A 26,301-nucleotide genomic window follows, 5' to 3' on the forward strand; every position below is an offset into this window, starting at 1 on the left:
CGGCAAACGGCAATCCAGCTGGGATGGGGTGAATCAGCAACATCGGCCGCCGCCCTTGCCCCCATAACGGGCCTGTTGCCGATCCCGGAAGAAGGCGACCTCGTCCATCGGCTCCGCCTCGGGATGATGCGCGGCCATGTGCTGGCGATAGGCGGTATAGGACGGCATTCCGACCATCGATCGGGCCGTCTCCGCGATCAACGCCAGCAGCGTCATGTCGCCACCGCCGGCGTTTCGCTGACGCTGGGCGTCGATAGCCGGCGCGCGTGCAGGCAGGCGCGGATGCCATAGACCAGGATCGCCGTCACCACCGCCAGGAACAGCGCGCACAGGGCGGCGTCGATCCGGTCGTTCATCACCACCCGGGCCATCTGGTCGAGCGATTTGGCCGGCGCCAATACCCGTCCCTCCGTCAGGGCATCGCCGAATTTGCGGGCATGGGCGAGGAACCCGATCGCGGGATCGGGATGGAACAGTTTCTGGAAACCGGCGGTACCGGTGCAGGCCACCAGCCATGCGGCGGGCAGGGCGGTGACCCAGGCGTAGCGCTCGCGCTTCATCCGGAACAGCACCACCGTCGACAGCACCAGGGCGACCGCGGCAAGCATCTGGTTGGAGATGCCGAACAGCGGCCACAGCGTATTCACCCCGCCCAGCGGATCGGTGACGCCCTGATAGAGGAAGAAGCCCCACGCCCCCACGCACAGGAAGGTGGCGATCAGCCCCGGCCCCCACGCGTCGCTGTCGCGGAAGCGGGGGGAGACCAGACCCATCAGGTCCTGCAACATGAACCGCCCGGCGCGGGTCCCGGCATCGACCGCGGTCAGGATGAACAGCGCCTCGAACAGGATGGCGAAGTGATACCAGAACGCCTTCATCGCCGGCCCGCCGACGACGTGGCTGAAGATTTCCGCCATCGCCACCGCCAGTGTCGGCGCGCCGCCGGTGCGGCTGATGACGGTATGTTCGCCGACATCGCGCGCAGTCTGCGCCAGCATGGCGGCATCGATCGGGAAGCCCATCGCCGTCACTGCCGCCGCCGCGCTGGCGGGATCGGTACCGACGATCGCGGCCGGGCTGTTCATCGCGAAATACAGGCCGGGATCGAGGATCGAGGCACCCACCAGCGCCATGATCGCGACGAAGCTTTCCGCCAGCATCGCGCCATATCCGATCAGCGGGGCATCACCCTCGCTCGCGATCAGTTTCGGGGTGGTGCCGCTGGCGATCAGCGCGTGGAAGCCGGACACCGCACCACAGGCGATGGTGATGAACAGGAACGGGAATAACGTGCCCGACCAGACCGGTCCGCCGCCGTGGATGAACGGCGTCAGCGCCGGCATCTTCAGCGGCGGCGCCATGATTGCTATGCCCAGCGCCAGTGCGACGATCGCCCCGATCTTGAGGAAGGTGGACAGGTAATCGCGCGGGGCCAGCAACAGCCACACCGGCAGCAACGCTGCGACCGCGCCATAGCCGATCAGCGCGAAGCATAGTTGCACCGGCGTCAGCGTGAAGAACGGCGCCCATGACGAGGCGGCGACCTGACCGCCGAGGATGATCGCCGCAAACAGCCCGATCAGGCCGATGATCGACACCTCGCCGATCCGGCCCGGCCGCAACCAGCGGGTATAACAGCCCATCAGCAGCGCGAGCGGGATGGTGGCGGTGACGGTGAACAGCCCCCACGGGCTTTCCGCCAGTGCGCGTACCACGATCAGCGCCAGCACCGCGAGGATGATGACCATGATCGCAAAGGCCCCGACCAGCGCGATCGTGCCGGGCACCACGCCCATTTCCATCCGGACGAGCTCGCCCAGCGACCGGCCGTCGCGCCGCATCGAGATGAACAGGACAAGGAAATCCTGCACCGCCCCGGCCAGCACGACGCCCGCCAATATCCACAGCGTACCGGGCAGATAGCCCATCTGTGCCGCCAGCACCGGCCCGACCAGCGGTCCCGCGCCCGCGATCGCCGCGAAATGGTGGCCGAACAGCACCCGCCGGTCGGTCGCGACATAATCGAGGCCATCGGCCCGGCGGACCGCCGGGGTCGGTCGCGACGGATCGATCCCCAGCACGCGGGTCGCGATGAACTTCGCATAGAATCGATAGGCGATGATGTAGGTGCAGACCGCCGCGGTGACGATCCACAGGGCGTTGATGCTCTCGCCCCGGCTCGTCGCCACCACCGCCAGCGCCCCCGCGCCCAGCACGGCCACCGCGCCCCAGCCGAGCCTGTCCCGCACCGTCATGCCTGTCGTCATCCCGCCCCCCGTGGTCGTTGGGGGCGGTGTATCAGCCCCGGCGTGCCACCGCCAGCGAGACCGCCCAGATCGCGAGACCACCCAGCGCCAGCCCGGCCCCGACAAGCCCGGTCGATCCCAACCCGAATCCGGCAGCGATCGCCAGTCCACCCGCCATCGGGCCGATCGCATTCGCGACATTGAACGCCGAATGGTTGAGCGCGGCGGCCAGTGCCTGCGCATCGCCCGCGACATCCATCAACCGGGTCTGGAGAATGGTGCCGAGCGCACCACCGATGCCGATCGCCAGCACGTCGATCAGCACCAGCGCCGGGCTGTGCGCGGCGAGCGGATACAATGCCAGCGCCACTGCCGACCACAACAGCAATGCCCCTGCGGTCGGCATCAGCGCCCGGTCCGCGAAGCGCGGCACGATCAGGTTGCCCAGCGTCATGCCGATGCCGAACACCATGAACACGATCGATGCGAAGCCGGGGCCGACCCGCGTCACCTCGTTCAGGGTCGAGGCGAGATAGGTATAGACCGCGAACAGCCCGCCGAACCCGATCGCGCCGGTGCCCAACGTCAGCCACACCTGCGACCGGCGCAGGGCGTTCAATTCGCGCAAGGGGTCGGCGGTCGGGTTGGCGGGATCGCGTGGCGCGAAATGCGCGACCAGCGCAGCGGTGGCCAGCGCTAGAATTGCGACGGCGCCCAGCGCCCAGCGCCAGCTGGCGAACTGCCCGACCAGGCTGGCGACGGGAACACCGACGACGGTCGCGATCGTCAGCCCCAGCATGATCCGCCCCACCGCGCGCGTTCGTCGCTCCGGCGGCACCAGCGAGGCGGCGACCAGCGAGGCGATGCCGAAATAGGCGCCATGCGGCAATCCGCTCAGGAACCGGGCGAACAGCATCGCGTGATAGGACGGCACGATCGCGGACGCGGCGTTGCCGATCGCAAACATCGTCATCAGCACGATCAGCAGTGTCCGCCGCGACATCCGCGCCGACGCGACCGCGATCGTTGGCGCGCCGACGACGACGCCCAGCGCATAGGCGCTGATGACGTGTCCTGCCGTCGGCTCGTCGATGCCGAAATCCGCGGCCATCGCCGGCAGCAGGCTCATCGTCGCGAATTCGGTGGTGCCGATCGCGAACCCGCCGACGGCGAGCGCGAGGTGAACGATGCCGGGCCGCACGGTGGCGGCACCCGGCCGCAGCGGTGCGGCGATGCTGGTCATCACCGCCACGTCGTGCGCCGAGAGGGCGGCGTCAACCGCACTGACCGTTATCACGGATGCAGACGGTGCAATCATGACCCACAAGTCCCCCCTCCCGTGACCGGGAGGGGGGACAGGGGATTACAGTTCGTTGGTATAGTTCTTCAGTTCGTCCCCGGTTAGCCGGACAACGTGCAGCACGTTGGTCGATCCAGGCGTGCGGAAGGGGACGCCCGCCATCAGGATTACCTGATCGCCTGCCTTGGCGATGCCGTGGCGCAGCGCCATCCGCTTGGACTTGGCGACCATCTCCTCGAACGATTCGACATCGCGGGTATGGACCGCATGGGTGCCCCAGAGCAATCCGAGCCGCCGCGCCGTCTCCAGCCGCGGCGTCAGGACCAGGATCGGCACCGCCGGCCGCTCGCGCGCGACGCGCCGCGCGGTGGAGCCGCTGGTGGTGAAGCAGATGATCGCCGTCGCCGATGTGGTGCGCGCGATGCCCTTGGCCGCTTCCGCCATGGCGTCGGCGGTGGTGGGGTCGGGCTTCATCACCGTGAAATGCACGCGGTCGCCGTGCCCCGGATCGCGTTCCACCGCGTTGCCGATCGCGTTCATCATCGCGACCGATTCGGTCGGCCAGTCGCCCGCGGCGCTTTCCGCCGACAGCATGATCGCGTCGGCGCCGTCATAGATCGCGGTCGCGACGTCTGACACCTCGGCGCGGGTCGGCGACGGGCTCTTGATCATCGATTCGAGCATCTGCGTGGCGACCACCACGGGGCGACCCATGCGGCGCGACACCTCGACGATGCGCTTCTGGAGCGGCGGCACCTGTTCGGGCGGCATTTCCACGCCCAGATCGCCGCGTGCCACCATCACGCCGTCGCATTGCTCGACGATCTCCTCCAGCCGCTCGATCGCGGCGGGCTTCTCGATCTTGGCGAGGAGCGCGGCGTTGCCCTTGATCAGGCCACGTGCCTCCATCAGATCTTCCGGGCGCTGGACGAACGACAAGGCGATCCAGTCGACCCCCTGTTCGACCGCGAAGGTCAGGTCGCTGCGATCCTTTTCGGTCAGTGCCGCCATCGGCACGACCACGTCGGGCACGTTCAGGCCCTTGTTGTTCGACAGCGTCCCACCGACCGTCACCGTCGTGACGATCCGATCGATATCATGACTGGTGACGTGCAGCACCAGCTTGCCGTCGTCGAGAAGCAGGCGGGCGCCCGGTTCGATCGCCGCGAAGATTTCGCGGTGGGGCAGTTCGACGCGGGTGATGTCGCCCGGGGTCGGATCGCGATCGAAGACGAAGGTCTGGCCTTTCACCAGTTCGATCCGCCCTTCGGCGAAGCGACCGACGCGCAGCTTCGGTCCCTGCAGATCGGCGAGGATCGTGGTCGGGCGGCCATAGCGTTCCTCCATCGCGCGGATCGCGCGGATGATCGGCACCTTGGACTGCTGGTCGCCATGGCTCATGTTGATCCGGAATGCATCCGCCCCTGCCTCGAACAGGGCAGCGATCATGGCGGGATCGGAACTGGCGGGCCCCAAGGTGGCCAGCACACGCACCTTGCGCGATCGGGGGGCGATAGCTTGGTTCATGCGATTCATCTTTCCGGGGGGATATCGTTTTGTCCTCTAACCCCTATTTGACGACGATCAACCGTGGAGCATGTAAATGGATTCTCTTGACCGGCTCGACGATGCCGCCGCCGCCGCCGCGTTCCGTCGGCTGGTGCGGCATTTGCGGCACCGCACCGATGCGCAGAATGTCGATCTGATGGGGCTGGCGGGGTTCTGCCGCAACTGCCTGTCGGACTGGACGCATGAAGCCGCCGGCCTCGATCGCGACGCCGCGCGTGAAACGATCTATGGCATGCCCTATGCCGAATGGAAGGATCGCCATCAGGCCGAAGCGACGCCGGAGCAACTGGCGCGCATGAAGGAAAGCGTCGCCCGTAACGCGGCTTGACCGGCCCCCCGGTTCGGGCAACCTTGCTGCCTGAACCGGGGGACAAGATGATGAACAGGATGCTGGCGGCCGTGCTGGCCGTATCGTTGACGGGTACCGCGATGGCGCAGGACGTGCCGTCCGGGCCGGCACGGGTGACGTTCATCCAGGCCGGCACCTTGCTCGACCGCCCCGGCGAGCGACCACGCGGCCCCAGTACGGTGATCGTGCGTGGCGGCAAGATAGCGGAAATCCGCGACGGTTTCGTCGCACCGGAAGCGGGGGCAACGCTAGTCGATCTCCGCGACCGGTTCGTGCTGCCGGGGTTGATCGACATGCATGTCCACCTGCTTGGCATCGGCGGCGATCCGGGGCGATCGCGGATGACGGCGCTCAACACCGAAGCCGTGGACGACGTACTTTATGGCGTGGGGAATGCGCGCGCCACGCTGCTGGCAGGGTTCACCACCGTCCGCGATCTGGGTGGCGACCCGCGCAGCATCCGCGCACTGCGCGATGCGATCGATCGGGGCGACGTGACCGGACCGACGATCGTCAACGCCGGCACCGCGATCTCCGTGACGGGCGGGCATGGCGATCCGACCAACGGTCTGGCCGAACCGTTCGCCCATGCCGTCGCCGAACTGTACGACAATACCTGCAACGGGCCCGACGATTGCCGCCGTGCGACGCGCCGCCAGATCGGGCTGGGCGCACAGGTGGTGAAGATCACCGCGACCGGCGGCGTCCTGTCGAATGTGTCGGGCGGTCTCGGTCGCGCTTTCACGCCACAGGAAATGCTGGCGATCGTCGAAACCGCACACGGCCTCGGCCGCAAGGTCGCTGCCCACAGCCATGCCGCCGATGGCACGAAGGCGGCATTGGTCGCGGGGGTCGATTCGATCGAACATGGCAGTTTCCTCGACGACGAGGCGGTGGCGCTGTTGAAGAAGACCGGCGCCTATCTGGTGCCAACCGAAATCGCGCCCGTCGCCGCGCTGGCACAGGCGCGGGCCGGACAATTGCCGCCCGCCACCATTCCCAAGGCGGAGGCCGCCGCCGCCGCGATGGTGAGCAGCCACCGCAAGGCCTATCAGGCCGGTGTGAAATTCGCATTCGGCACCGACAGCGGCGTATCGAAACACGGCATCAATGCGCAGGAATTCGCGCTGCTCGTGGAGAAGGTCGGCATGACCCCGGCGCAGGCGATCCGCACCGCCACCGTCGCGGCGGCCGATCTGCTGGGTCAGTCCGACCGGATCGGTACGTTGGCGCTGGGCAAGGCGGCGGACCTGATCGCGGTTGCCGGATCGCCGCTCGACGACGTGCGCCGGCTGGAGGCGGTGGAGTTCGTGATGCATGGCGGCACCATCGTGCGTCAGCGCGGTACCGCCCCCATTGAGTGAGGCGGGCGAACCGCCTAGACGCGCCGTCATACCGATGAATCAACCCTGCCGCCCCCGCGCTTCGCGGGTCGCGCGGCGCATCAAATGGATATGACGATGGCTGAAGAACGCGGCGAAGGCATGGGCGGCGGACACGTTGCCGCCGACGAACTGCGCCTCCTGATCGAGCGTGCGGAACGACTGGAAGAAGAGAAAAAGGGCATCGCCGACGATATCAAGGACGTGATGGCCGAGGCCAAGGGCCGCGGCTACGATCCCAAGGCGATCCGTAAGATCCTGTCGATCCGCAAGAAGAAAAAGGAAGAATATCAGGAGGAAGAGGCGATCCTCGAAGTGTATATGCAGGCGCTCGGCATGATCTGATTCCGCAGGGCACCTCTGGTTGCCCTTGCATGGCCTTGTCGATCTCTTTTGGGGGGGGGGCAGGAAAGGATCAGTGTTCGATCTTGCTCCCGCTCGCTTCGACCGTGATTGGGTAGACGCCGTTGGTGAAGGCGAGGCAATGCTCATGCACTGCCTCGCCTTCATCTGACCCGTTCGTTTACGCCAGCGTGCGGACGTTCGGTTCGCGGTCCCAATAACGCTTCTTGGCGGCCTCGACGAAGCCGGCCAGATCGGTCACGCCCTCGTCCGCCTCGACACCGGCCTTGTCGAGCAACGGCTTGGCGGCGGGATTATGGCCGATCGCCTTCAGGTGCCCGAACGCGTCCATCACCCACTGGATCGCCGCACCTTCCTTCACCAGCTTGGCGCAGGCCGCCTCGGACAGGATCACCGCACAGGCATCGACCGTGACGGATGGCTGGCCGAACAACTGCGCGTCGGCCTGCACCGACGATCCATCCGACAGGGGAACCTTGCCGACCTTGGGTGCGATCGTCAGCGGTGTGCCGCCGGCTGCCGTCACCGCATCCTTCACCGACTTCAACTGACCGGCATCGGTGCCATCGGCGAAGAGGATGCCGACCGTGCGACCTTCCAGCGTATGCTTTTCCAGCGGCCCGCGAATGATGCGGAGCGCGGGCGATACGTCCATGTCCAGCACCGGTGCTGCCGTCTTCGACGCGGGGGGCAGGTCCATCGCCAGACCGTCCGCCACGCGTTGCGCCAGCGTCTCGTCGACGTTGCGCAGGTTGGCCATCACCGCATTGCGGATGTGCGGCAGCGACACCTTAGACAGTTCGAACACCAGCGCAGAAGCGAGGTGCGCTTGCTCGGCCGGGTCGATCGACCGGAAGAACAACCGCGCCTGGCTGTAATGATCCGCGAAGCTTTCCGGCCGGATGCGGAGCTTCTGGCCTTGTTCCTCGGACGGGAAGGTCTTGTAGCCCTTCTCCGGGTCTTCGCGCGCGCCGGCTTCCTCGCCTGCCTGCGCCAGACTGTTGGGCTCGTAATTGGCGCGGCCCTTGGGCACCGCCATCTGCATGTGGCCGTCGCGCTGCTGGTTCATGAATGGGCAACCGGCGGCCGCAGCCCGGCCCTTCGCCGAGTTGATCGGCAACTGATGGAAATTCACCGAGCCGAGGCGCGACAGCTGCGTATCGGTGTAGCTGAACAGGCGGCCCTGCAGCAGCGGATCGTTGGAGAAGCCGATGCCCGGCACAACATGGCTGGGAACGAATGCCGCCTGCTCGGTTTCCGCGAAGAAATTGTCGGGATAACGATCCAGCACCATCCGGCCGACGATCTTCACCGGCAGCACTTCTTCGGGAATGATCTTGGTCGCGTCGAGCACGTCATAGGGCTGGCTGTTCGCGAATTCCTCGTCGAACAGCTGCACGCCCAGTTCCCAGGTCGGGAAGTCACCGCGATCGATGCTCTCGAACAGGTTGCGGCGCTGGAAATCGGGATCGGCACCGGCGATCTTCACCGTCTCGTCCCAGATCGTCGAGGCAAGGCCCGCCTTCGGCTTCCAGTGGAACTTCACGAAGGTCGACTTGCCCTCCCTGTTAATGAAACGGAAGGTGTGGACGCCGAATCCTTCCATGTTGGCGAAAGTACGCGGCAGGGTGCGGTCGGACATCGCCCACATGATCATGTGGGTCGATTCGGGCATCAGGCTGATGAAGTCCCAGAAGGTGTCGTGCGCGGTCGCCGCCTGCGGATAGCCACGATCCGCCTCCATCTTGGCGGCGTGGATAAGGTCGGGAAATTTGATGGCGTCCTGGATGAAGAACACCGGGATGTTATTGCCGACAAGGTCCCAATTGCCTTCGCGCGTATAGAACTTGACCGCGAAGCCGCGCACATCGCGCGGCGTGTCGACCGATCCTGCGCCGCCCGCGACGGTGGAAAAGCGGGTGAACACCTCGGTGCGCTGCCCCTTCTTCTGGAACATATCGGCGACGGTGATGTCGGCGAGGCTTTCGGTGCATTCGAAATAGCCGTGCGCCGCAGAGCCGCGGGCGTGGACGATCCGCTCCGGGATACGCTCGTGATCGAAGTGGTTCATCTTCTCGCGGAAGACTTCGTCCTCGATCAGTACGGGGCCACGCGCGCCCGCCTTCAACTGGTTCTGGTTGTCGCTGATCGGCGTGCCGTGGTTGGTGGTCAGCACGGGGTGATCCGCATCGGTTACCTGATGCGTTTCACCGCCATTGCCGGGATTGCGGGCGAGCGTATCGGTCATGGAAAGCCTTTGGTCATGATATCCGTCAGATAACGACCAGCTTGAGCCGATAGGTCCGTGCGAACCGCTCGCAGCAGAGGCGGCGGCTCAGGCCGCCTCGGCCGGCTCCGTCGTCCAGCCCAGCCGCGGGATGGTGATCGACCGCTTGCCCGACAGATCGGTGCGCGTCACGAACAACTCGCGGCTTTCGATATAGCCGATCAGGCGACGCACCCGGCCCAGCGAGCTGGTGCCATAGGTATGCGCCAGTTCGGTATCGGACGGGCAGGGCCGCGCCTCCTTCGCCGCCCGCGCCACCAGCAGGAACGCACCCATCATGTCGTCGGGCAGCGTACCGGCCAGCGCCAGCGCCTCCGCCCATTCCCCGTCATGCACGTCAAAGATGCCCGCCCGCGCGCAACTCAGCCGACGGGTGAAGCCGGGCAGGTCGAGTGCGGGTTTCGCAAGGCCCGCCATCCGGCACCTTACCTGGAAATCCTGGAACAGCACCGATGGCGGGCGCAACGCCGCATCGGCATCCGCGACGATCGCGCGCAGCGTATCGGCATAGATCGCCTCCACCTCCGCCTCGTCCTTCTGCGGCACCGGGGCGAGCGCCGCGGGGGCGGGGCGGCCGATATCGGCGACCAGTTCGTCGGCGGGGACCAGCCGGGGCCGTGCCTCGAACGTCATCGGCAGCATCGGCGCCTCGACCACCGGCTCGGCCAGCATGTCGGCAAGGTCGTATGCCTTCGCCGCGGGCAGCGGTGTCAGCTTGGGGCTACCCGACCGCGCCGAGGTTTCGACCGCGCCGATTTTGACCGAGATCGGCCGTCGCGACACCGCCGGCCCCAGCGCCATGAAGGTGCCGCGCGGCAGATCGCGAATCGCCTCCGCCTGCCGCCGTTCCATGCCGAGCAGATCGGCGGCGCGTGCCATGTCGATGTCGAGGAAGGTGCGGCCCATCAGAAAGTTCGACGCCTCCGCCGCGACGTTCTTGGCCAGCTTGGCCAGCCGCTGCGTCGCGATCACGCCGGCAAGGCCACGCTTGCGCCCACGGCACATCAGGTTGGTCATCGCCGACAGCGAGGCGCGACGCACCTCCTCCGCCACCTCGCCGCCGGTGGTGGGGGCGAACAGCTGCGCCTCGTCCACCACCACCAGCGCGGGATACCAGTGTTCGCGCGGCGCATCGAACAGCGCCATCAGGAACGCGGCGGCGCAGCGCATCTGCCCTTCCGCCTCCAGCCCTTCGAGGCTGAGGACGACGGAGGCGCGATGTTCGCGGATGCGGGTGGCGAATCGGGCGACCTCGGGGATCGAATAATCCGCCGCCTCGATCACGACATGGCCGTATGCCGGGCCGAGCGTGACGAAATCACCCTCCGGATCGACGATCACCTGTTGTACCTGCCCGGCCGATTTCTCCAGCAGGCGGCGCAGCAGATGCGACTTTCCCGACCCCGAATTGCCCTGCACCAGCAGGCGGGTCGCGAGCAGTTCCTCCAGGTCCATGCCGACCGCGCCGCCGCGGTCGTCCAACCCCATATCCACGCTGACTGTCATGATCGCGCCCGTTTGGCCCATGGGCGCCATTGGCGAAAGCCCCTATCGGGCGCTAAGGACACCGGCATCAGTCAAAGAGGCACCGATGGCAGGCCATTCCAAGTTCAAGAACATCATGCATCGCAAGGGTGCGCAGGATAAGAAGCGCAGCTCGCTGTTCTCCAAGCTGTCGCGAGAAATCACGGTGGCAGCGAAGATGGGACTGCCCGATCCCGACATGAATCCGCGTCTGCGCGCGGCGGTGGCGGCGGCCAAGGCGGCGTCGCTGCCCAAGGACAATATCCAGCGCTCGATCGACAAGGCCAGCCGCGGCGATGCCGAGAATTACGAGGAAATCCGGTACGAGGGCTTCGGCCCCGGCGGCGTGTCGCTCATCATCGAAGCGCTGACCGACAACCGCAACCGCACCGCCACCAACGTGCGGACGGCGGTGGCGAAGAACGGCGGCAACCTGGGCGCCAGCGGTTCGGTCAGCCATGCGTTCGATCGCATGGGCCTCATCAGCTATCCGGCCAGTGCCGGCGATGTCGAGAAGGTATTCGAAGCAGCGCTGGAAGCGGGGGCGGAAGACGTGTCCTCGTCCGAGGACGGTCATGAAATCTGGACCGCACAGGGTGATCTGCACGAAGTCGCCAAGGCGCTGGAGCCGGTGCTCGGCGAGGCGGAGGGCGCGAAGCTGGCCTGGCGCCCGCAGACGATGGTCGACGTGAACGAGGACGATGCCGCGACGCTGTTCAAGCTGATCGACGTGCTCGACGACGACGACGACGTGCAGACCGTCTGGGGCAATTACGAGGTGTCCGACGAGGTTATGGAGAAACTGGGCTGATTATCCTCGGCCTCGATCCCGGCCTCGGCACCACCGGCTGGGGCGTCATCCGGGCGGACGGCAACCGGTTGAGCCATGTCGCCAACGGCCAGATCAGGACCGAACCGTCGATGCCGCTGCCGCGTCGCCTGTCCAACCTGTTCGCGGCGCTGGGCGAGGTGATCCGCACCGAACGGCCCGACAGCGCGGCAGTGGAGGAGGTGCTGGGCAACACCAACGCGCAGTCGACGCTGAAACTGGGGCAGGCGCGCGGCGTCGTGCTGCTGGCCGGGGCGACGGCGGGGCTGCACATCGGCGAATACCACCCCAGCACCGTGAAGAAGGCGGTCGTCGGCACCGGCGGCGCGGAGAAGAGGCAGATTCAGGCGATGATGGCGGTGCTGTTACCCGGCGCGAAGCTGGCCGGGCCGGATGCGGCGGATGCGCTGGCGGTGGCGATCACCCACGCGCATCATCTGGCGAGCGCCGAGGGTATGGCCCGCCGGGCAAGAATCACCGCATGATCGCGCATCTGAAGGGGCGGCTCGAATCGACCGGCATCGACCATGCGGTGATCGACGTCGGCGGCGTCGGCTATCTGGTCGGCGCGTCGGCGCACACCCTGTCGGCGATCGGCCCGGTGGGGGAGGCGGCGACGCTGTTCACCGAGATGCTGGTCGCGGAGGATTTCATCCGCCTCGTCGGGTTCGCCAGCGCGGGCGAGCGGGACTGGTTCCGGCTGCTGACGGCGGTGCAGGGGGTGGGATCGCGGGTGGCGCTGGCGATCCTGTCGGCGCTGGAGCCGAACGATCTCGCCCGCGCGATCGCATCGCAGGACAAGGCGATGGTGGCGCGGGCCAACGGCGTCGGTCCCAAACTGGCCGAACGCATCGTCCGCGAACTGAAGGACAAGGTGGGCGCGGTGCCGCTCGGCCCCGGTGGCACCGCGCAGGTGCTGCCGGTCGGCGCATCGGCGGATGCGGTATCGGCGCTGCTCAATCTCGGCTTCCGCCCGGCCGAGGCGGCGGCGGCGGTCGCGGCGGCGGAGGAGGAGCTGGGCGATACCGCCAGCCTCGACGCGCTCGTCCGGCTAGCCCTGAGGAAGGCGTCACGCTAGCGTCATGCCCGCATGGGAGGGCGTGGGGGCATGACGACGATCGCGGTGTACAGCCTGAAGGGCGGGGTGGGGAAGACGACGCTGGCGGTGAACCTCGCCTGGGCGGCGGCGACCTTGTCGTCGCGGCGGACATTGCTGTGGGATCTGGATGCGCAGGCGGCGTCGAGCTGGCTGCTCGGTGCAGACGGCCCCGGCAAATGGCCGGCGAGCGCGGCGATCACGGGCGATGTCGATCCCGCTACGCTGATCCGCGCGACCGCGGTGGAGCGATTGTCATTGCTGCCCGCCGATGCCTCGCTGCGTCACCTCGACCGGCTGTTCCACGATCTCGACAAGAAGAAGCGGCTGGCGAAACTCGCCACCGCGCTGGCGGCGGATTACGACCGGATCGTCGTCGATTGCCCGCCGGGGCTGACCGATACGTCCGATCAGGTGCTGCGCGCCGCCGATCTGGTGGTAGTGCCGGTGATCCCCGCGCCGCTCTCCACCCGCGCCTTCGACGCGGTGGCGGCGCATGTGTCGGCCCGCAAGGGCACGGGCACGCCGTTGCTGCCCGTCTTCACGATGGTCGATCGCCGTCGCGCCCTGCATCGCGCCGCGCTGGAGGCGCAACCCGACTGGCCGGTGATCCCGATGGCCAGCGCAATCGAATCAATGACGGAACGTCGTGCCCCGGTCGGCACCTACGCCCCGCGCACGCCGGCGGCGGCGGGGATCGGCGTGTTGTGGCGGGCAGTAGAGAAGGCCGTGGCGCGGCAAGGCTGACCGTCAGACGAACCTGACGATCAGTCGTCTGGCATCGGGGCAAGAGCAGCGCGGTCCAGCTTGAAACCCATAGGTATGTCATCTTCGGTCGTTCCATCGGGTAGCCGTACCCGACCGGCCAGCCGCCCCTCCCTGACAAATCCGAGGCGTTCATACAGTCGCAGGGCGCCGGTGTTTCCAGACCGTGCCGTCAGTTCCACCCGTCCAATAGCCGGGGTCATCGATGCCGCCGTGTCAAACAAGGCAGCGAACAGGACCGACCCCACGCCCTGTCCCTGCATCTGCGGATGAACGGCGATGGTAAGATCGCCCAGCACATGATCGAACTGGCGTGGCCCAAGACGCGCGGCGTGGATTTCGCCGACAAGACGATCATCCCGGAAAGCACCAAGTGACACGCCGCCGAGGCAGGCGCGTTCCATGAACGCCCTAACATAGGTCATCGTGATCTCGTCGGCAGCGCGAGCCAGACCCGACCCCCTGATCGATGCCGCCGCCCGGTAGAGGTCGAGGACGATCGATGCGTGGGCAGGGGTGAGGGGGTGAATGCGGCATCCGGTCATAGGGTCCTTTTGGCACAACGCCCGGGTTCGGCAATGCGATGCGGCCGGCATTCGCGGCGCAGGCCACCCCGATCCCATGCACCGCCGCAGGCCATTGCCTTTATCGGCTCTCGACTTGCCCGCCCCCGACCCGCTACGGAACGAAGCGTGACCGACGACCGCCTCCTCACCGCCGCCCGCCGCCCCGAGGATGTCGATGCCGCGCTGCGTCCCAAGACGCTCGACGATTTCGTCGGGCAGAAGGCGGCGCGCGAAAACCTGCGCATCTTCATCCAGGCCGCGCGCGCGCGGGGCGACGCGCTGGACCATGTGCTGTTCTTCGGGCCGCCCGGTCTGGGCAAGACGACGCTGGCGCAGATCATCGCGCGGGAAATGGGCGTGGGGTTCCGCGCCACCTCCGGCCCGGTGATCGCCAAGTCGGGCGATCTGGCCGCGCTGCTGACCAATCTGGAGGACGGCGACGTTCTGTTCATCGACGAGATCCACCGCCTGCAACCGGCAGTCGAGGAGGTGCTGTACCCCGCGATGGAGGATCGCGCGCTCGACCTGATGATCGGTGAGGGGCCATCGGCGCGCAGCGTGCGGATCGACCTGCCACGCTTCACGCTGGTCGGCGCCACGACGCGGCAGGGCCTGTTGACGACGCCGCTCCGCGATCGCTTCGGCATCCCGGTTCGCCTGCAATTCTATACAGTCGAGGAATTGACCCGCGTCGTGACGCGGGCCGCCGGTCTGCTCGGCCTTGCCATCGCGCCCGATGGCGCGACCGAGGTAGCGCGGCGTGCGCGGGGGACGCCGCGGATCGCCGGGCGGCTGTTGCGCCGGGTGCGCGACTTCGCCGACGTGGCGGGCGATGCCGTGGTCGACGCCCGCAGCGCGGATTCGGCACTGACCCGGCTGGAGGTCGATGCGCTGGGGCTCGATGCAATGGACCGCCGCTACCTGACGATGATCGCCGACATCTATCGCGGTGGTCCGGTAGGGGTGGAAACGCTGGCCGCCGGCCTATCCGAACCGCGCGACACGATCGAGGAAGTGATCGAGCCGTATCTGATCCAGCTGGGTCTCGTCGCACGGACCGCGCGCGGGCGAATTCTGAACGCCGGTGGCTGGAAGCATCTGGGACTGAATCCGCCCGCCGGATCGGAGGCGGGGTTGTTCGACTGACGCCACCGGTTGGCATGCTACCAAGAATGGTTTGATTACAGACCCAATATTGTCCAATTATACTGGATCATCGCGGCCAAAGCGGTCGGTACGCGCCCTAAAAGGCTTTTATGATACGATTGGCTTAGTCAGCCCTGTCGTGATCGAAAGGGCTTCAGAGCGATGAACAACGACATCCAGTCCCGTCTGGCATTCATGAATTTCGATTCCGAGCAGCGCGGTATCTTGGCCGGCCTTCGTGAACCGATCGAGCGGCTGATCGGCGGGGCGCTGGACCGGTTCTATGGCAAGGTGCGTGCGACGCCGGAAACCGCGAAATTCTTTCGCGACGATGCCCAGATGACGAATGCCAAGTCTGCGCAGGCACGCCATTGGTCACGGATCGCCAGTGGAGAGTTTGACGGCCAGTTTCACGAAAGCACGCGCAGGATCGGTTCGGTCCATGCCCGTATCGGCCTGGAACCGCGTTGGTACATCGGTGCCTATGCCCTGGTGCTGGAGGAACTGTTCCGGGGCATCGGCCGGCATTATTCGCCGTGGCGTCGTGCCATGGGGCTGTTCCGCGGGCCATCGCAGACAGAGGCCAGCATCGCGGTGCTGAAGGCGGCGTTGCTCGACATGGAATTGTCGGTGTCGATCTATTTCGAGCAGTCGCAGGTCGATCGCGACCGTGCCGTCACGACCATGGAACAGGCACTGGAACGGCTGGCCGGCGGCGATCTGGCGACCGACGTGGTGGGTTTGCCGCCCGCCTTCACCTCGCTGCAGGCCAGCTACAATCATGCCTTGGCCCGGCTGCGCGACCTGATCGGCTCGGTGTCGGAGAGCGCGACCGCGATCCGCACCGGCTCGGGCGAGATTGCGCAGGCGTCAGAGGATCTCGCGCGCCGTACCGAAAGCAACGCCGCCTCGCTGGAGGAAACCGCTGCGTCGGTGACGCAGATGGATGGCCGTCTGCGCGCCTCGGCGGTGGCGGCGACGCGGACGGTGGAACGCGCCGATCAGGCGATCGCCACGGTCGGTGGCGGCCGTGCGGTGGCGGACGAGGCGGTACAGGCGATGGGCCGGGTATCGGACAGCGCCAAGGGCATCGACAGCGTCATCGAGGGCCTCGACAAGATCGCATTCCAGACGCGGGTATTGGCAATGAACGCCGCAGTCGAAGCAGGTCGGGCAGGCGATGCCGGGCGTGGTTTCGCAGTCGTCGCCGACCTGGTGTCGGCGCTGGCGATGCGTGCCGAAGAGGAAGCCAAGCGGGCACGCGACCAGTTGACGGTGACGCAGACCGATATCGTCACTGCGGTCGAGGCGGTGACGAAGGTCGACGGCGCCTTGGCCAACATTTCGGGCGACGTGACGCAGGTCCACGAACTGCTGGCGACGATGGCGGCGGACAATCAGGCGCAGTCGGCGGCGATCACGCAGATATCCGCCGCAATCGGAATGATGGACCAGTCGACCCAGCAGAATGCCGCGATGGTGGAAGAGACATCCGCCGCGGCGCGTAACCTCGTCGGCGAGGTGGGGCATCTCGCCGACCAGGCCAGCCGCTTCTCGCTGCAGGCCGGTAGCGACCGGCCATCGCTGGCGGCACAATTCGAGGGGCCGGTGCGGCCGCTGCCCGCCGCTGCCGTACCGGCGCTGGTGCGTCAACCGTCTGGCAACGGGGGCGACTGGACGTCTTTCTGACCCGCCGCTCACCCGCTCCGATCGATCGGAGCGGGAAGTGTCCACGGCAGCTACCGTGGCGTGACGAAATGGGCTAGCGTGATGCCATGCCCGCTACGGCCGCCGCCTCCGCCCGCGAAATCCTTGTCCGCCTTCACGATGTGATGGCGGCCCGTACTCCCGCCCAGGCCAAGCTGAATGCCGTCGTCGGCATCATCGGCGAAGCGACCGACAGCGAGGTGTGTTCGATCTACCTGCTGCGCGAAGGCGTCCTGGAACTGTTCGCGACGCGCGGGCTGGCGGAAGAAGCGGTCCACGTTACCAAGCTGGCGCTGGGGGAAGGGCTGGTCGGCACGATCGCCGCGCAGGGCGAGGTGCTGAACCTCGACGAGGCGGCCAGTCACCCCGATTTCCGTTACATGCCCGAAACCGGCGAGGAACGTTTCCACAGCTTCGCCGGCGTACCGATCATCCGCCGCGAGCGGGTGGTGGGCGTGTTGGCGGTGCAACATGCCGAACAGCGCCGTTACGCCGATATCGAGATCGAGGCGCTGCAGACGGTCGCGATGGTATTGTCCGAACTGATCGCCAATGCCGGGCTGATTGACGAGGCGGGGGCAGGGCGTGACCGTATCCAGTCGACCGCCTCGATCCACATTCCGGGTCAGAAGCTGGTCGAGGGGATGGCATCGGGCTGTGCCGTGTTTCACCAGCCGCGGATCGTCGTCGAACATACCGTGGCCGAGGATACCGATGCGGAGCGGCACCGCGTCTATGCCGCGTTCGACAAGATGCGCGAACAGATTGATCGCATCGCGCGCGAGGCGGAATTCGGCGTCGGCGGCGAACATCTGGAGGTGATCGAGACCTACAAGATGTTCGCCTATGACGAGGGCTGGGCGCGCCGGATCAACGAGGCGATCGACAGCGGCCTGACTGCAGAGGCCGCGATCGAACGGGTCCAGCAGCGCACCCGCCAGCGGATGCGCCAGATCGACGATCCGCTGCTCGCCGACCGGATGCACGATCTGGAGGACCTGTCCAACCGACTGCTCCGCATCGTATCCGGCCAGATGGGCACCGCCGCGCAACTGGGCCTGCGGCAGGATACGATCCTGATCGCGCGCAATCTGGGGCCGGCGGAACTGCTGGAATATGATCGCCGCCGGTTGAAGGGCGTGATCCTGGAGGAAGGGTCGCTGACCGCGCACGTCATCATTGTCGCGCGCGCGATGGGGGTGCCGGTGCTGGGCCGGGTCCGCGGCGTCCGCCGGCTGATCGCGGAGGGCGATCAGCTGTTGCTCGACGTGACCGGCGGCAACGTCTTCGTCCGCCCGTCGCCGGCGATGGAGGAGGCGTTTGGCGCCAAGCTGGATGTCCGGCAGAAGCGCAAGGCGGCTTTCGCGGCGATCCGCGATCTGCCGCCGGAAACGAAGGACGGCCACCGCGTCACGCTGATGGTGAATGCCGGGCTGCGCGACGATGTCGCCGCGCTCGACCTGACCGGCGCGGACGGCATCGGGCTGTTCCGCACCGAGTTCCAGTTCCTCGTCTCCGCCACCTTGCCGCAGCGCGAACGTCAGCAGCGATTGTACCGCGAGGTGATGGAGGCGGCAGGGGATCGGCCGGTGGTGTTCCGCACCGTCGATATCGGTGGCGACAAGGCACTGCCCTACCTGACCGTCGAATCGGAAGGAGAGGAAAATCCGGCGATGGGCTGGCGCGCGCTGCGGCTGGCACTGGAACGCAGCGGCCTGATGAAGGCGCAGGCGCGCGCGCTGCTGGAGGCTGCGGCCGGGCGCACATTGCATGTGATGTTCCCGATGGTGTCGGAGGCATGGGAGTTCGACGAGGCCCGCGCCCTGTTCGAGGCGCAGCGGGCGTGGCTGGCCGGGCGTGGCAAGCGAGTGGCGCAGGAGGTGCGCTATGGTGCGATGCTGGAGGTGCCGGCGCTGGCCGAGCAGCTCGACCTGCTGTTGCCCAACATCGATTTCCTGTCGATCGGCACCAATGACCTGACCCAGTTCCTGTTTGCCGCCGATCGCGGCAACCCCAAACTGGCCGACCGGTACGACTGGTTGTCGTCGTCCATCCTCCGCTTTCTGCGACGGGTGGTAGAGCCGGCGCGTGCGGCGAACGTACGGGTCGGGGTATGCGGCGAAATGGGTGGGCGTCCGCTGGAGGCGATGGCGCTGATCGGCATCGGCATCGACCGTCTGTCGATCACCCCCGCCGCGGTAGGGCCGGTCAAGGCGATGATCCGCTCGCTCGACCGCTGGGCGCTGATGGCCTACATGACCGAACTGCTGGCGCATCCACCGCGTGACATGCGCGGTGCGCTGACGGCATGGGCGGCAGAGCACGATATCGATCTGGCGTAGCCGGAGGACGGCCGGACGCACCGCCGCGTTGACAGCGCGGGGGCGCTCTGAAACATGACAATCGCGTGGCCGGCGGTGCCGGTACGTAGCGGAGTGACTGCATGAACGATGTCGAGCCCGGCGACACGCCCGCGACCGAGCGGGTCGGCGACCGTCTGCGCCGGGCGCGTGAGGCGCAGAATCTGTCCTTGGCCGAAATCGGGCAGCGGACGCGCATCCCCTTGCGTCATCTGGAGGCGATCGAGGCGACCGACTTCGCCGCGCTGCCCTCGCCGACCTATGCGGTCGGATTCGCCCGCGCGCATGCCCGCGCGGTCGGGATCGACGATGTCGAGGTCGCGCAGGAGGTGCGTCGTGCGCTCGCCACGTTGCCACGTGCGCCGCAATATGCGCCTTACGAGACCGCCGATCCTGATCGGGTGCCGGGCCGCGGGTTGGCCGCGGCGGGCATCGGGCTGGCGCTCGCCATCCTGATCCTGGCGGGATTATGGTATGCGACCGATCTGTTTCGGCCGGGACCGGGCAGCAGCGAGGGTACGATGGTCGCCACCCCCGTCGCTGTGCCTACCGCGCCGTTGCCTGCCCCGGTGGTGACGCCGGCCGTGCAACAGGTGCGGCTGGCGGCCGGCGATAATGAGGTGTGGCTGCGCGTCTATGACGCTGCCGACAAGACGCTGTACCTCGGCACGATGAAGCCGGGCGAAGGGTTCGACGTGCCACCGGATGCCGATGGTCCGAGGATCAACGTCGGCCGGCCCGATCAGTTACGGATCACGCTGAATGGCACCGCACTGCCCCCGCTGGGCGATGGATCGCGCCCGATCAAGGACGTGAAGGTGGATGCCGCGTCGCTGGCGGCGCGCACCGGCGGGCCGGCGACCCCTGTCGCTGCGACGACACCCGCGCCCGGTAACCCCGCAGGTGCGGGCACACCGGGCAATCCGGCACCTTCCCAGCCGCTGACGGACGATCGTTGATGACCATGCGTACCCCCTTTCTGATTACCGCCACGGTGTTGCTGGCCTTCCCCACGATGGCCGGCGCGCAGAACAATGTCGAAGGCCGGGTCGGTCGCCTCGAAAGCGAGATGCGCGCGGTGCAGCGCAAGGTGTTCCCCGGCGGCAACGGTCAACTCCTTCAGCCCGAAGTGACCGCACCGGTAGTCCCGACCGAAGTACCCGGCAGTCCGTCGTCCAGTGTGGTGATCGATCTGTCCGCACGCGTTACCGCCTTGGAGCAGCAGATGGCCAGTCTGACTGGTCAGGGGGAGCAGAACGGCTATCAGTTGCGTCAGTTGCGGGAGGAATTCGAGGCCTATCGACGGGCGACCGATGCCAAACTTGTTGCCCCACCCGCGACGGGGCCGGTGGTCGCGCCTGCCGTGGGTGGCGATGACGAGCCGGCACCGATCGCGGCGACGCCGCCGTCGAAGCCACTGGCGGGCGCCCGCCCCACGCCTGCCGCGAAACCTGCTGCCGAACCCGACCGCGCGGCCCGTGTCGCCGCGGTGGCTAAGCCGACCGGCGGCGAACCGGTGGAGGACGCCTATCTCTACGGCTATCGTCTGTGGGAGGCGAAGCTCTATCCCGAAGCGCAGGCCCAGTTGAAGAAGACGGTCACCGATTTCCCCAAGAGCCGCCGCGCCAGCTTCGCCCAGAACCTGCTCGGTCGCGCCTATCTGGACGATGGCAAGCCCAGCCTCGCGTCGATGGCTTTTTACGAGAACTACAAGAAGATGCCCGATGGCGAGCGCGCGCCCGACAGCCTGCTCTATCTGGGACAGGCCCTGGTAAAGCTGGATAAGCCCGCCGATGCCTGCAAGGTCTATGACGAGCTGGGCGATGTCTATGCCGGCAAGCTGTCGGCGACGATGCTGGCCGACATCAAGCGCGGTCGGGCGACGGCGAAATGCAAGTGAGCCGCGGATAACCATTCGCCTTAGCCATCCCGGGGGAGGCGGAATGAACCGGGGCGGCACCGTGCGGGAGCCGGTCGCCCGGTTCCACCGCGACCTGATCGTCGCTGCCGGGCGCTCCGTCGCGGACGACGAGTTGTTGGCGATCGCGGTTTCCGGCGGACCGGACAGTATGGCGATGCTTGTCCTCGCGGCGGCGGCGCTGCCGGGACAGGTGATCGCGGCCACGTTCGATCATGGCCTGCGCGGCGACTCCGCGGCAGAGGCGGCGATGGTGGCAGGCTGGTGCGTGGATCGGGGCATTCCCCATGCGACGCTACATCCGCCCACGCCGCTACCGCGCGCCAATGTCCAGGCGGCGGCGCGGACGGCGCGTTACGCGGCGCTGGCGGATTGGGCGGGTGCCCATGATGCCCGGCTGCTTGCCACCGCCCATCATGCCGACGATCAGGCCGAAACCTTTCTGATGCGTGCCAATCGCGGCAGCGGTCCGGCGGGGTTGGCGGGTATCAGGCGGCGGCGGACGCTGGCGCCGGGTCTGGATCTGGTGCGGCCGTTGCTGGGGTGGCGCCGCCACGATCTCGCCGCGATCGCCGCGACGGTGCCCAGCATCGACGATCCGTCCAATCGCAATATCCGTTTCGCCCGGGCAAGGTGGCGGGGCTGGTTGGGCCAACAGTCGCTGATCGATCCGGCGCAACTGGCACGATCCGCCGCGCATGTTGCAGCGGTGCAGGACGATCTCGACGCCCTGCGCGATTGGGCATGGCAGGAACGGCTGCAGCCGGGCGAAGCGGTCGCGGTGGACATGGCGGGATTGCCACGTACCTTGTGCCGGTTGCTCGCGCGCACCGCGATCCACCGGGTCCGCATCGATCACGACATTGCTGCCCCGGTCTTCACGGACTCGACCCCGATCGAGGCGCTGCTCGACGCGATGGCGGACGGGCGGGGGGCGACACAGGGAGGCGTGATGGCCACCGCGCGTGGCTCCGTCTGGCATTTTATCCCGGCTCCGCCGCGTCGCACGGGCTGATCGTCGCAGATCGGGTACGATCGCGACGTTTTGTTCCATTGCCATTAACCTGTGCGAGCCTATCTTGCAGGGTGAAAGGTGACCCCGTGCCCATGAACGATAACGACAAGCAGCCTGGCCCTGAAAACAATGGGGGCAACCCCTGGATGAAGAGCCTGCTGATCTGGGTGGGCATCCTGCTCGGACTGGCGCTGTTCGTGACGATGGTCGACGGGCGCACCGCCACCGCGGGTGGCAACCAGATCGCCTATTCCACCTTCCTCGACAAGATCGACGAAGGCACGGTCCGCGACGTCAACATCAGCCGCGACATCATCACCGGCACGACCACCGCCGGTGAGAAGTTCCGCGCCTATCCGTTGCAGGACGCGACGCTTGTCCAGAAGCTGCGCGAAAAGGGCGTGACGATCACCGCCAAGCCGGAGGATGGTCCGTCAATCTGGATGGTGCTGCTGTATCAGTCGCTGCCCTTCCTGCTCTTCCTGGGTATCGCGTTCTTCGTGCTTCGCCAGATGCAGAAGGGTGGCGGCGCCAACGGGGCGATGGGCTTTGGCAAGAGCCGCGCGAAGATTCTCACCCAGAAGGAGGGCAAGGTCACCTTCGACGACGTTGCCGGCATCGACGAGGCCCGCGAGGAACTGGTCGAGATCGTCGACTTCCTGAAGGACCCGAGCAAGTTTGCCCGCCTAGGCGGCAAAATTCCGAAGGGCGCTTTGCTGGTCGGATCACCCGGTACCGGCAAAACCCTGCTCGCCCGCGCCATCGCGGGGGAAGCGGGCGTGCCGTTCTTCACCATCTCGGGTTCGGACTTCGTGGAGATGTTCGTCGGCGTCGGCGCGAGCCGCGTCCGCGACATGTTCGAACAGGCAAAGAAGTCGGCGCCCTGCATCGTCTTCATCGACGAGATAGACGCGGTCGGCCGTCACCGTGGCGCCGGGCTCGGCAACGGCAATGACGAACGCGAGCAGACGCTGAACCAGTTGCTGGTCGAGATGGACGGGTTCGAGGCAAACGAGGGGATCATCATCGTCGCGGCGACCAACCGTCCCGATGTGCTCGATCCTGCACTGCTGCGGCCGGGCCGCTTCGATCGTCAGGTCGTCGTGCCCCGCCCGGATATCGAGGGCCGGATCAAGATCCTCGAAGTCCATATGAAGAAGGTGCCGCTGGCACCGGACGTCGACGCGCGCACGATCGCGCGTGGTACGCCGGGTTTCTCGGGTGCTGATCTCGCCAATCTCGTCAACGAGGCGGCGCTCACCGGTGCGCGCAAGGGCAAGCGGCTGGTGGCGATGGCGGAGTTCGAGGAAGCCAAGGACAAGGTCATGATGGGCGCCGAGCGGCGTTCGATGGTGATGACCGAGGACGAGAAGCGGATGACCGCCTATCACGAGGCGGGCCATGCCATCGTCTCGATCCATGAGCCCGCGTCGGATCCGATCCACAAGGCCACGATCATCCCGCGCGGTCGTGCGCTGGGCATGGTGATGCGCCTCCCGGAACGCGACAGCTACAGCTATCATCGCGACAAGATGTACGCGAACCTTGCGGTGTCGATGGGTGGCCGCGTCGCCGAGGAAGTGATCTTCGGTTACGACAAGGTATCGTCGGGCGCATCGGGCGACATCCAGTACGCGACCGGACTGGCGCGCGACATGGTCACCAAATGGGGCATGTCGGACAAGGTCGGCCCGGTGGAATACGCCCAGCCGGAAGGCGAGAGCTTCCTGGGCTATTCCTCGTCGCAGCCGGTGCGGATGTCGAATTCGACCGCACAGTTGATTGATGACGAGATCAAGGCGATCGTCGAGGGTGGGCTGACCAAGGCGAAGCAGGTACTGACCGAGCATATCGATCAGTTGCATCTGCTCGCTGGTGCGCTGCTCGAATATGAGACGCTGTCGGGCGATGAGATCAAGCGTCTGATCGCCGGTGAGGAGATCGGTCGGGTCAATCAGGGGCCTAAGACCCCGTCGGTACCTGCCGCCGGTACGTCCATCCCCAAGACTCGTCGGCCATCGGGGCCGTTCGGCAATCCCAGCCCGCTGGGTGCCTGACGAACGCGATACGGCGTTAAGCCACCGCTCAGCCTGATATCGTCATGGGCCGGTCTTCCCTTTCCGGAAGGCCGGCCCATGATGCGTCTGTACCCGATCCTCGCCGTTGTCACTTTGGTCGTCGCTGCACCGGCGAATGCCGCGATGACGGTCCACCAGTTCGTGACCCGCGCCAACGATCTGCGCGCGCAGGGCTTCGCGGCGATGCTGTCCCCCGATTTCGCGGTATTGAAGGAGGAGGCCCGGCAGGCCAAGTCCCAGCTGAAGGCCGAGAACGCCCGTCGCGTGGCCGCGCGCAAACCACCGATCGCCTGCGTGCCCGATGGTGAGTCGATCGGGATCGAGGAGATGCTCGACGGATTGCAGGCCCTGCCCGCCGCCTATCACAAGCGCCCTCTGAAAGACGGTTACGCTCGGGTAGTCGCGCAACGCTTTCCCTGCCAATGATCCCGGCCGCCTGGCCAGCGTGATCCTCAGTTGACGCGGTCGTCGCCCATCACGCCGGCAATCGCCAGCAGCACTTCCGGCTTCATCTGCACGCCGAGATGGCTGCTGCGGACCTCGATCGCGCGGCATGCGGCATCATGACAGATGCTGCCGGCGACCAATCCGTCGCTCCGGCTCCAGATCGCGGTGGTGGGGACGGGCAGGGCACCCGCGATCCGGGCCGAGCGGGCGAGGACGGCAGGATCGTCGAGCCGCTCGCCGGTAACCCATTCGAACGCACGCCATACATTGGTCGCCCGGCCGCTGCCCGCGAAGGGCGAGCTGACCGTGATGACCTCCCGCACCAGATCGGGTCGTTGATGGGCCACCAGTCGCGCCATGATTCCGCCCAGGCTGACGCCGATCAGCGTCACCGGTCCCGCTGCCGCCGCCATGGCGGCGACGCGGGCGATCAGCGCCTCGCCCTCCGCGCCCACCGTCTTCGCGCCGAGATTGCGGCCCAGTCCCCAACCCTCCGCGCGGTAGCCGAGCCGGGTCAGGAACCGTCGCATCACCGCGTTCGACCGGTCGCTGTTGAACAGCCCCGGCAGCAACAGCACCGGTCGGCCATCGCCGCGCGGCGCCGCCGCCAGTGCCGCCCGATGCCGCCACCACGTCGCGGCCATCCACGCCGCCCGTGGCACCTCCGCTGCCCACAGCGCCTTGGAGGGGGCGGTCACAGCCATTGCATGACCGTTGCCGGAAACGGCGTCCATCGTCCCATCCTTACCCCGGCGGCACGCAGGGCGGCGCCGGTCCATGCGTTGCAGGTCATGATCGCGGTGTAGCGGCCACGTCCCTCATAGAAAGCGTCATAGCCATAATAGCCGCGGCGATGCACGCCGCCCGGCGCGATGCTGGCGGCGATGAAGGCGGCAAGCCGGCGATATTCCTCCGGGCGCAACACCACCGCTCTCACCCGGTCCCCGATCGCGGCGCGGGGCAGGTGATCGACATGCACCAGCGTCCGGTCGCTGCCGATCGCGGCGTGCAGGATCGTTTGAGCCCGCACATCGGCCCAGGTTGGCGTTCCGAGATAGAAGCCACGCTCGCCCCAGCCGAACGAGAGATGGTCATGGGCACCATAGCGCGGATCGGCGAGGTGGTCGGCACGCGCCAACGGCCGCCAGTCGATCCCGGCCGCCCGTTTGGGCACGATGATGCCGGTATGGATGCCGTTGCTCTCGACGAAGATCGTCACGCCGTTCGCGGGGCGCGCCTGCCAACCCGGTGCCGCCACCGCGCCACCGATCGCCCCTGCCACCAGATAGGTCGCGAACAGCGAGGCGAATGTCGCCACCACCCACGCCATCAGACGGATCAGCACGAACAGGTT

At 67.0% G+C, this 26,301-nt stretch carries 24 protein-coding genes; 15 read left to right on the plus strand and 9 right to left on the minus strand.

The window, feature by feature from the left end; translation table 11 throughout:
• Nucleotides 1-33: 33 nt before the first annotated feature.
• The 4 genes from ABD719_RS04890 to pyk form a co-directional block, all read right to left on the minus strand.
• Nucleotides 34-216 (minus strand): YbdD/YjiX family protein, encoded by a 183-nt coding sequence (locus ABD719_RS04890; RefSeq protein ID WP_344692263.1) that lies wholly within the window; start codon nucleotides 214-216, stop codon nucleotides 34-36.
• Nucleotides 213-2,267, minus strand: coding sequence for a carbon starvation CstA family protein (locus ABD719_RS04895; RefSeq protein ID WP_344692264.1), 2,055 nt, complete (start codon nucleotides 2,265-2,267; stop codon nucleotides 213-215). The genes ABD719_RS04890 and ABD719_RS04895 overlap by 4 nt, the downstream gene beginning before the upstream one ends.
• 31 nt (nucleotides 2,268-2,298) lie before the next feature.
• Nucleotides 2,299-3,489, minus strand: a complete 1,191-nt coding sequence (locus ABD719_RS04900) for an MFS transporter (protein ID WP_344692265.1) — start codon at nucleotides 3,487-3,489, stop codon at nucleotides 2,299-2,301.
• Between the two features lie 120 nt (nucleotides 3,490-3,609).
• Entirely contained in the window at nucleotides 3,610-5,073 is a 1,464-nt protein-coding gene (gene pyk, locus ABD719_RS04905; RefSeq protein WP_344692266.1) for a pyruvate kinase, read from the minus strand.
• A gap of 76 nt (nucleotides 5,074-5,149) precedes the next feature.
• Here pyk and ABD719_RS04910 point away from each other — a divergent pair, with 76 nt between their 5' ends.
• The 3 genes from ABD719_RS04910 (at nucleotide 5,150) to ABD719_RS04920 (ending at nucleotide 7,191) form a co-directional block, all read left to right on the plus strand.
• Nucleotides 5,150-5,443 (plus strand): DUF1244 domain-containing protein, encoded by a 294-nt coding sequence (locus tag ABD719_RS04910; RefSeq protein ID WP_344692267.1) that lies wholly within the window; start codon nucleotides 5,150-5,152, stop codon nucleotides 5,441-5,443.
• 50 nt (nucleotides 5,444-5,493) lie between these two features.
• Nucleotides 5,494-6,828, plus strand: coding sequence for a metal-dependent hydrolase family protein (locus tag ABD719_RS04915; protein ID WP_344692268.1), 1,335 nt, complete (start codon nucleotides 5,494-5,496; stop codon nucleotides 6,826-6,828).
• Between the two features lie 96 nt (nucleotides 6,829-6,924).
• A complete protein-coding gene (locus tag ABD719_RS04920; protein ID WP_115378452.1) occupies nucleotides 6,925-7,191 on the plus strand; it encodes a DUF2312 domain-containing protein in 267 nt (88 codons plus the stop codon).
• Nucleotides 7,192-7,369: 178 nt separating this feature from the next.
• Here ABD719_RS04920 and ABD719_RS04925 read toward each other — a convergent pair whose 3' ends face one another.
• Both ABD719_RS04925 and ABD719_RS04930 read right to left on the minus strand, forming a co-directional pair.
• Nucleotides 7,370-9,457 carry a catalase gene (locus ABD719_RS04925; protein WP_344692269.1) on the minus strand — a complete coding sequence of 696 codons (2,088 nt, stop codon included), beginning with the start codon at nucleotides 9,455-9,457 and terminating at the stop codon, nucleotides 7,370-7,372.
• Between the two features lie 87 nt (nucleotides 9,458-9,544).
• The gene (locus ABD719_RS04930) at nucleotides 9,545-11,002 is read right to left on the minus strand and encodes a helicase HerA domain-containing protein (protein WP_344692270.1); all 1,458 of its coding nucleotides are present in this window, start codon (nucleotides 11,000-11,002) and stop codon (nucleotides 9,545-9,547) included.
• Nucleotides 11,003-11,087: 85 nt separating this feature from the next.
• Here ABD719_RS04930 and ABD719_RS04935 point away from each other — a divergent pair, with 85 nt between their 5' ends.
• Genes ABD719_RS04935 through ABD719_RS04950 form a run of 4 tightly spaced genes read left to right on the plus strand, consistent with a single transcriptional unit; the run spans nucleotide 11,088 to nucleotide 13,692 of the window.
• Nucleotides 11,088-11,831, plus strand: coding sequence for a YebC/PmpR family DNA-binding transcriptional regulator (locus ABD719_RS04935; RefSeq protein WP_344692271.1), 744 nt, complete (start codon nucleotides 11,088-11,090; stop codon nucleotides 11,829-11,831).
• Complete coding sequence (gene ruvC / locus ABD719_RS04940; protein ID WP_192125520.1) at nucleotides 11,828-12,334, plus strand: crossover junction endodeoxyribonuclease RuvC; 507 nt, start codon at nucleotides 11,828-11,830, stop codon at nucleotides 12,332-12,334. Before ABD719_RS04935 ends, ruvC begins: the two co-directional genes overlap by 4 nt.
• On the plus strand, nucleotides 12,331-12,927 hold the full coding sequence (ruvA, locus tag ABD719_RS04945) for a Holliday junction branch migration protein RuvA (RefSeq protein WP_344692272.1): 597 nt from the start codon (nucleotides 12,331-12,333) through the stop codon (nucleotides 12,925-12,927). Before ruvC ends, ruvA begins: the two co-directional genes overlap by 4 nt.
• Before the next feature lie 30 nt (nucleotides 12,928-12,957).
• Nucleotides 12,958-13,692: a ParA family protein gene (locus ABD719_RS04950; protein ID WP_344692273.1), complete on the plus strand. Its 735-nt coding sequence runs from the start codon at nucleotides 12,958-12,960 to the stop codon at nucleotides 13,690-13,692.
• Nucleotides 13,693-13,712: 20 nt separating this feature from the next.
• Here the strand turns inward: ABD719_RS04950 and ABD719_RS04955 are convergent, their stop codons facing one another.
• On the minus strand, nucleotides 13,713-14,255 hold the full coding sequence (locus tag ABD719_RS04955) for a GNAT family N-acetyltransferase (protein ID WP_344692274.1): 543 nt from the start codon (nucleotides 14,253-14,255) through the stop codon (nucleotides 13,713-13,715).
• A 147-nt stretch (nucleotides 14,256-14,402) separates the two neighbouring features.
• Between ABD719_RS04955 and ruvB the strand changes: the two genes are divergently transcribed.
• From ruvB to ABD719_RS04995, 8 genes are all read left to right on the plus strand, one after another.
• On the plus strand, nucleotides 14,403-15,422 hold the full coding sequence (gene ruvB, locus ABD719_RS04960) for a Holliday junction branch migration DNA helicase RuvB (RefSeq protein ID WP_192125477.1): 1,020 nt from the start codon (nucleotides 14,403-14,405) through the stop codon (nucleotides 15,420-15,422).
• Between the two features lie 162 nt (nucleotides 15,423-15,584).
• Nucleotides 15,585-17,111: a protoglobin domain-containing protein gene (locus tag ABD719_RS04965; RefSeq protein WP_344692275.1), complete on the plus strand. Its 1,527-nt coding sequence runs from the start codon at nucleotides 15,585-15,587 to the stop codon at nucleotides 17,109-17,111.
• 86 nt (nucleotides 17,112-17,197) lie between these two features.
• Complete coding sequence (ptsP, locus tag ABD719_RS04970) at nucleotides 17,198-19,471, plus strand: phosphoenolpyruvate--protein phosphotransferase (RefSeq protein ID WP_344692276.1); 2,274 nt, start codon at nucleotides 17,198-17,200, stop codon at nucleotides 19,469-19,471.
• A gap of 101 nt (nucleotides 19,472-19,572) precedes the next feature.
• Nucleotides 19,573-20,448 carry a helix-turn-helix domain-containing protein gene (locus ABD719_RS04975; protein ID WP_344692277.1) on the plus strand — a complete coding sequence of 292 codons (876 nt, stop codon included), beginning with the start codon at nucleotides 19,573-19,575 and terminating at the stop codon, nucleotides 20,446-20,448.
• A gap of 5 nt (nucleotides 20,449-20,453) precedes the next feature.
• Nucleotides 20,454-21,389, plus strand: a complete 936-nt coding sequence (locus ABD719_RS04980) for a hypothetical protein (RefSeq protein ID WP_425567121.1) — start codon at nucleotides 20,454-20,456, stop codon at nucleotides 21,387-21,389.
• 43 nt (nucleotides 21,390-21,432) lie between these two features.
• Nucleotides 21,433-22,422 carry a tRNA lysidine(34) synthetase TilS gene (gene tilS / locus ABD719_RS04985; protein WP_344692279.1) on the plus strand — a complete coding sequence of 330 codons (990 nt, stop codon included), beginning with the start codon at nucleotides 21,433-21,435 and terminating at the stop codon, nucleotides 22,420-22,422.
• 92 nt (nucleotides 22,423-22,514) lie between these two features.
• Nucleotides 22,515-24,479: an ATP-dependent zinc metalloprotease FtsH gene (gene ftsH, locus ABD719_RS04990; RefSeq protein ID WP_192125522.1), complete on the plus strand. Its 1,965-nt coding sequence runs from the start codon at nucleotides 22,515-22,517 to the stop codon at nucleotides 24,477-24,479.
• Between the two features lie 78 nt (nucleotides 24,480-24,557).
• The gene (locus tag ABD719_RS04995; RefSeq protein WP_344692280.1) at nucleotides 24,558-24,926 is read left to right on the plus strand and encodes a hypothetical protein; all 369 of its coding nucleotides are present in this window, start codon (nucleotides 24,558-24,560) and stop codon (nucleotides 24,924-24,926) included.
• A 26-nt stretch (nucleotides 24,927-24,952) separates the two neighbouring features.
• On the opposite strand, the gene ABD719_RS05000 is transcribed toward ABD719_RS04995, so the two are convergent.
• Both ABD719_RS05000 and ABD719_RS05005 read right to left on the minus strand, forming a co-directional pair.
• Nucleotides 24,953-25,681: an alpha/beta hydrolase family protein gene (locus ABD719_RS05000; protein ID WP_344692281.1), complete on the minus strand. Its 729-nt coding sequence runs from the start codon at nucleotides 25,679-25,681 to the stop codon at nucleotides 24,953-24,955.
• A complete protein-coding gene (locus ABD719_RS05005) occupies nucleotides 25,642-26,292 on the minus strand; it encodes a TIGR02117 family protein (RefSeq protein ID WP_344692282.1) in 651 nt (216 codons plus the stop codon). The genes ABD719_RS05000 and ABD719_RS05005 overlap by 40 nt, the downstream gene beginning before the upstream one ends.
• Between the last annotated feature and the right edge of the window lie 9 nt (nucleotides 26,293-26,301).

It is taken from the genome of Sphingomonas cynarae (genome assembly GCF_039537815.1).
Classification (GTDB): domain Bacteria; phylum Pseudomonadota; class Alphaproteobacteria; order Sphingomonadales; family Sphingomonadaceae; genus Sphingomonas; species Sphingomonas cynarae.

Bases quoted from the DNA above. Each gene is read 5' to 3' on its own strand.
- ABD719_RS04890 (WP_344692263.1), bottom strand. From the start codon at position 216: ATGACGCTGCTGGCGTTGATCGCGGAGACGGCCCGATCGATGGTCGGA.
- ABD719_RS04895 (WP_344692264.1), bottom strand. From the start codon at position 2,267: ATGACGACAGGCATGACGGTGCGGGACAGGCTCGGCTGGGGCGCGGTG.
- ABD719_RS04900 (WP_344692265.1), bottom strand. From the start codon at position 3,489: ATGACCAGCATCGCCGCACCGCTGCGGCCGGGTGCCGCCACCGTGCGG.
- pyk (WP_344692266.1), bottom strand. From the start codon at position 5,073: ATGAACCAAGCTATCGCCCCCCGATCGCGCAAGGTGCGTGTGCTGGCC.
- ABD719_RS04910 (WP_344692267.1), top strand. From the start codon at position 5,150: ATGGATTCTCTTGACCGGCTCGACGATGCCGCCGCCGCCGCCGCGTTC.
- ABD719_RS04915 (WP_344692268.1), top strand. From the start codon at position 5,494: ATGAACAGGATGCTGGCGGCCGTGCTGGCCGTATCGTTGACGGGTACC.
- ABD719_RS04920 (WP_115378452.1), top strand. From the start codon at position 6,925: ATGGCTGAAGAACGCGGCGAAGGCATGGGCGGCGGACACGTTGCCGCC.
- ABD719_RS04925 (WP_344692269.1), bottom strand. From the start codon at position 9,457: ATGACCGATACGCTCGCCCGCAATCCCGGCAATGGCGGTGAAACGCAT.
- ABD719_RS04930 (WP_344692270.1), bottom strand. From the start codon at position 11,002: ATGACAGTCAGCGTGGATATGGGGTTGGACGACCGCGGCGGCGCGGTC.
- ABD719_RS04935 (WP_344692271.1), top strand. From the start codon at position 11,088: ATGGCAGGCCATTCCAAGTTCAAGAACATCATGCATCGCAAGGGTGCG.
- ruvA (WP_344692272.1), top strand. From the start codon at position 12,331: ATGATCGCGCATCTGAAGGGGCGGCTCGAATCGACCGGCATCGACCAT.
- ABD719_RS04950 (WP_344692273.1), top strand. From the start codon at position 12,958: ATGACGACGATCGCGGTGTACAGCCTGAAGGGCGGGGTGGGGAAGACG.
- ABD719_RS04955 (WP_344692274.1), bottom strand. From the start codon at position 14,255: ATGACCGGATGCCGCATTCACCCCCTCACCCCTGCCCACGCATCGATC.
- ABD719_RS04965 (WP_344692275.1), top strand. From the start codon at position 15,585: ATGAACAACGACATCCAGTCCCGTCTGGCATTCATGAATTTCGATTCC.
- ptsP (WP_344692276.1), top strand. From the start codon at position 17,198: ATGCCCGCTACGGCCGCCGCCTCCGCCCGCGAAATCCTTGTCCGCCTT.
- ABD719_RS04975 (WP_344692277.1), top strand. From the start codon at position 19,573: ATGAACGATGTCGAGCCCGGCGACACGCCCGCGACCGAGCGGGTCGGC.
- ABD719_RS04980 (WP_425567121.1), top strand. From the start codon at position 20,454: ATGCGTACCCCCTTTCTGATTACCGCCACGGTGTTGCTGGCCTTCCCC.
- tilS (WP_344692279.1), top strand. From the start codon at position 21,433: ATGAACCGGGGCGGCACCGTGCGGGAGCCGGTCGCCCGGTTCCACCGC.
- ftsH (WP_192125522.1), top strand. From the start codon at position 22,515: ATGAACGATAACGACAAGCAGCCTGGCCCTGAAAACAATGGGGGCAAC.
- ABD719_RS04995 (WP_344692280.1), top strand. From the start codon at position 24,558: ATGATGCGTCTGTACCCGATCCTCGCCGTTGTCACTTTGGTCGTCGCT.
- ABD719_RS05000 (WP_344692281.1), bottom strand. From the start codon at position 25,681: ATGGACGCCGTTTCCGGCAACGGTCATGCAATGGCTGTGACCGCCCCC.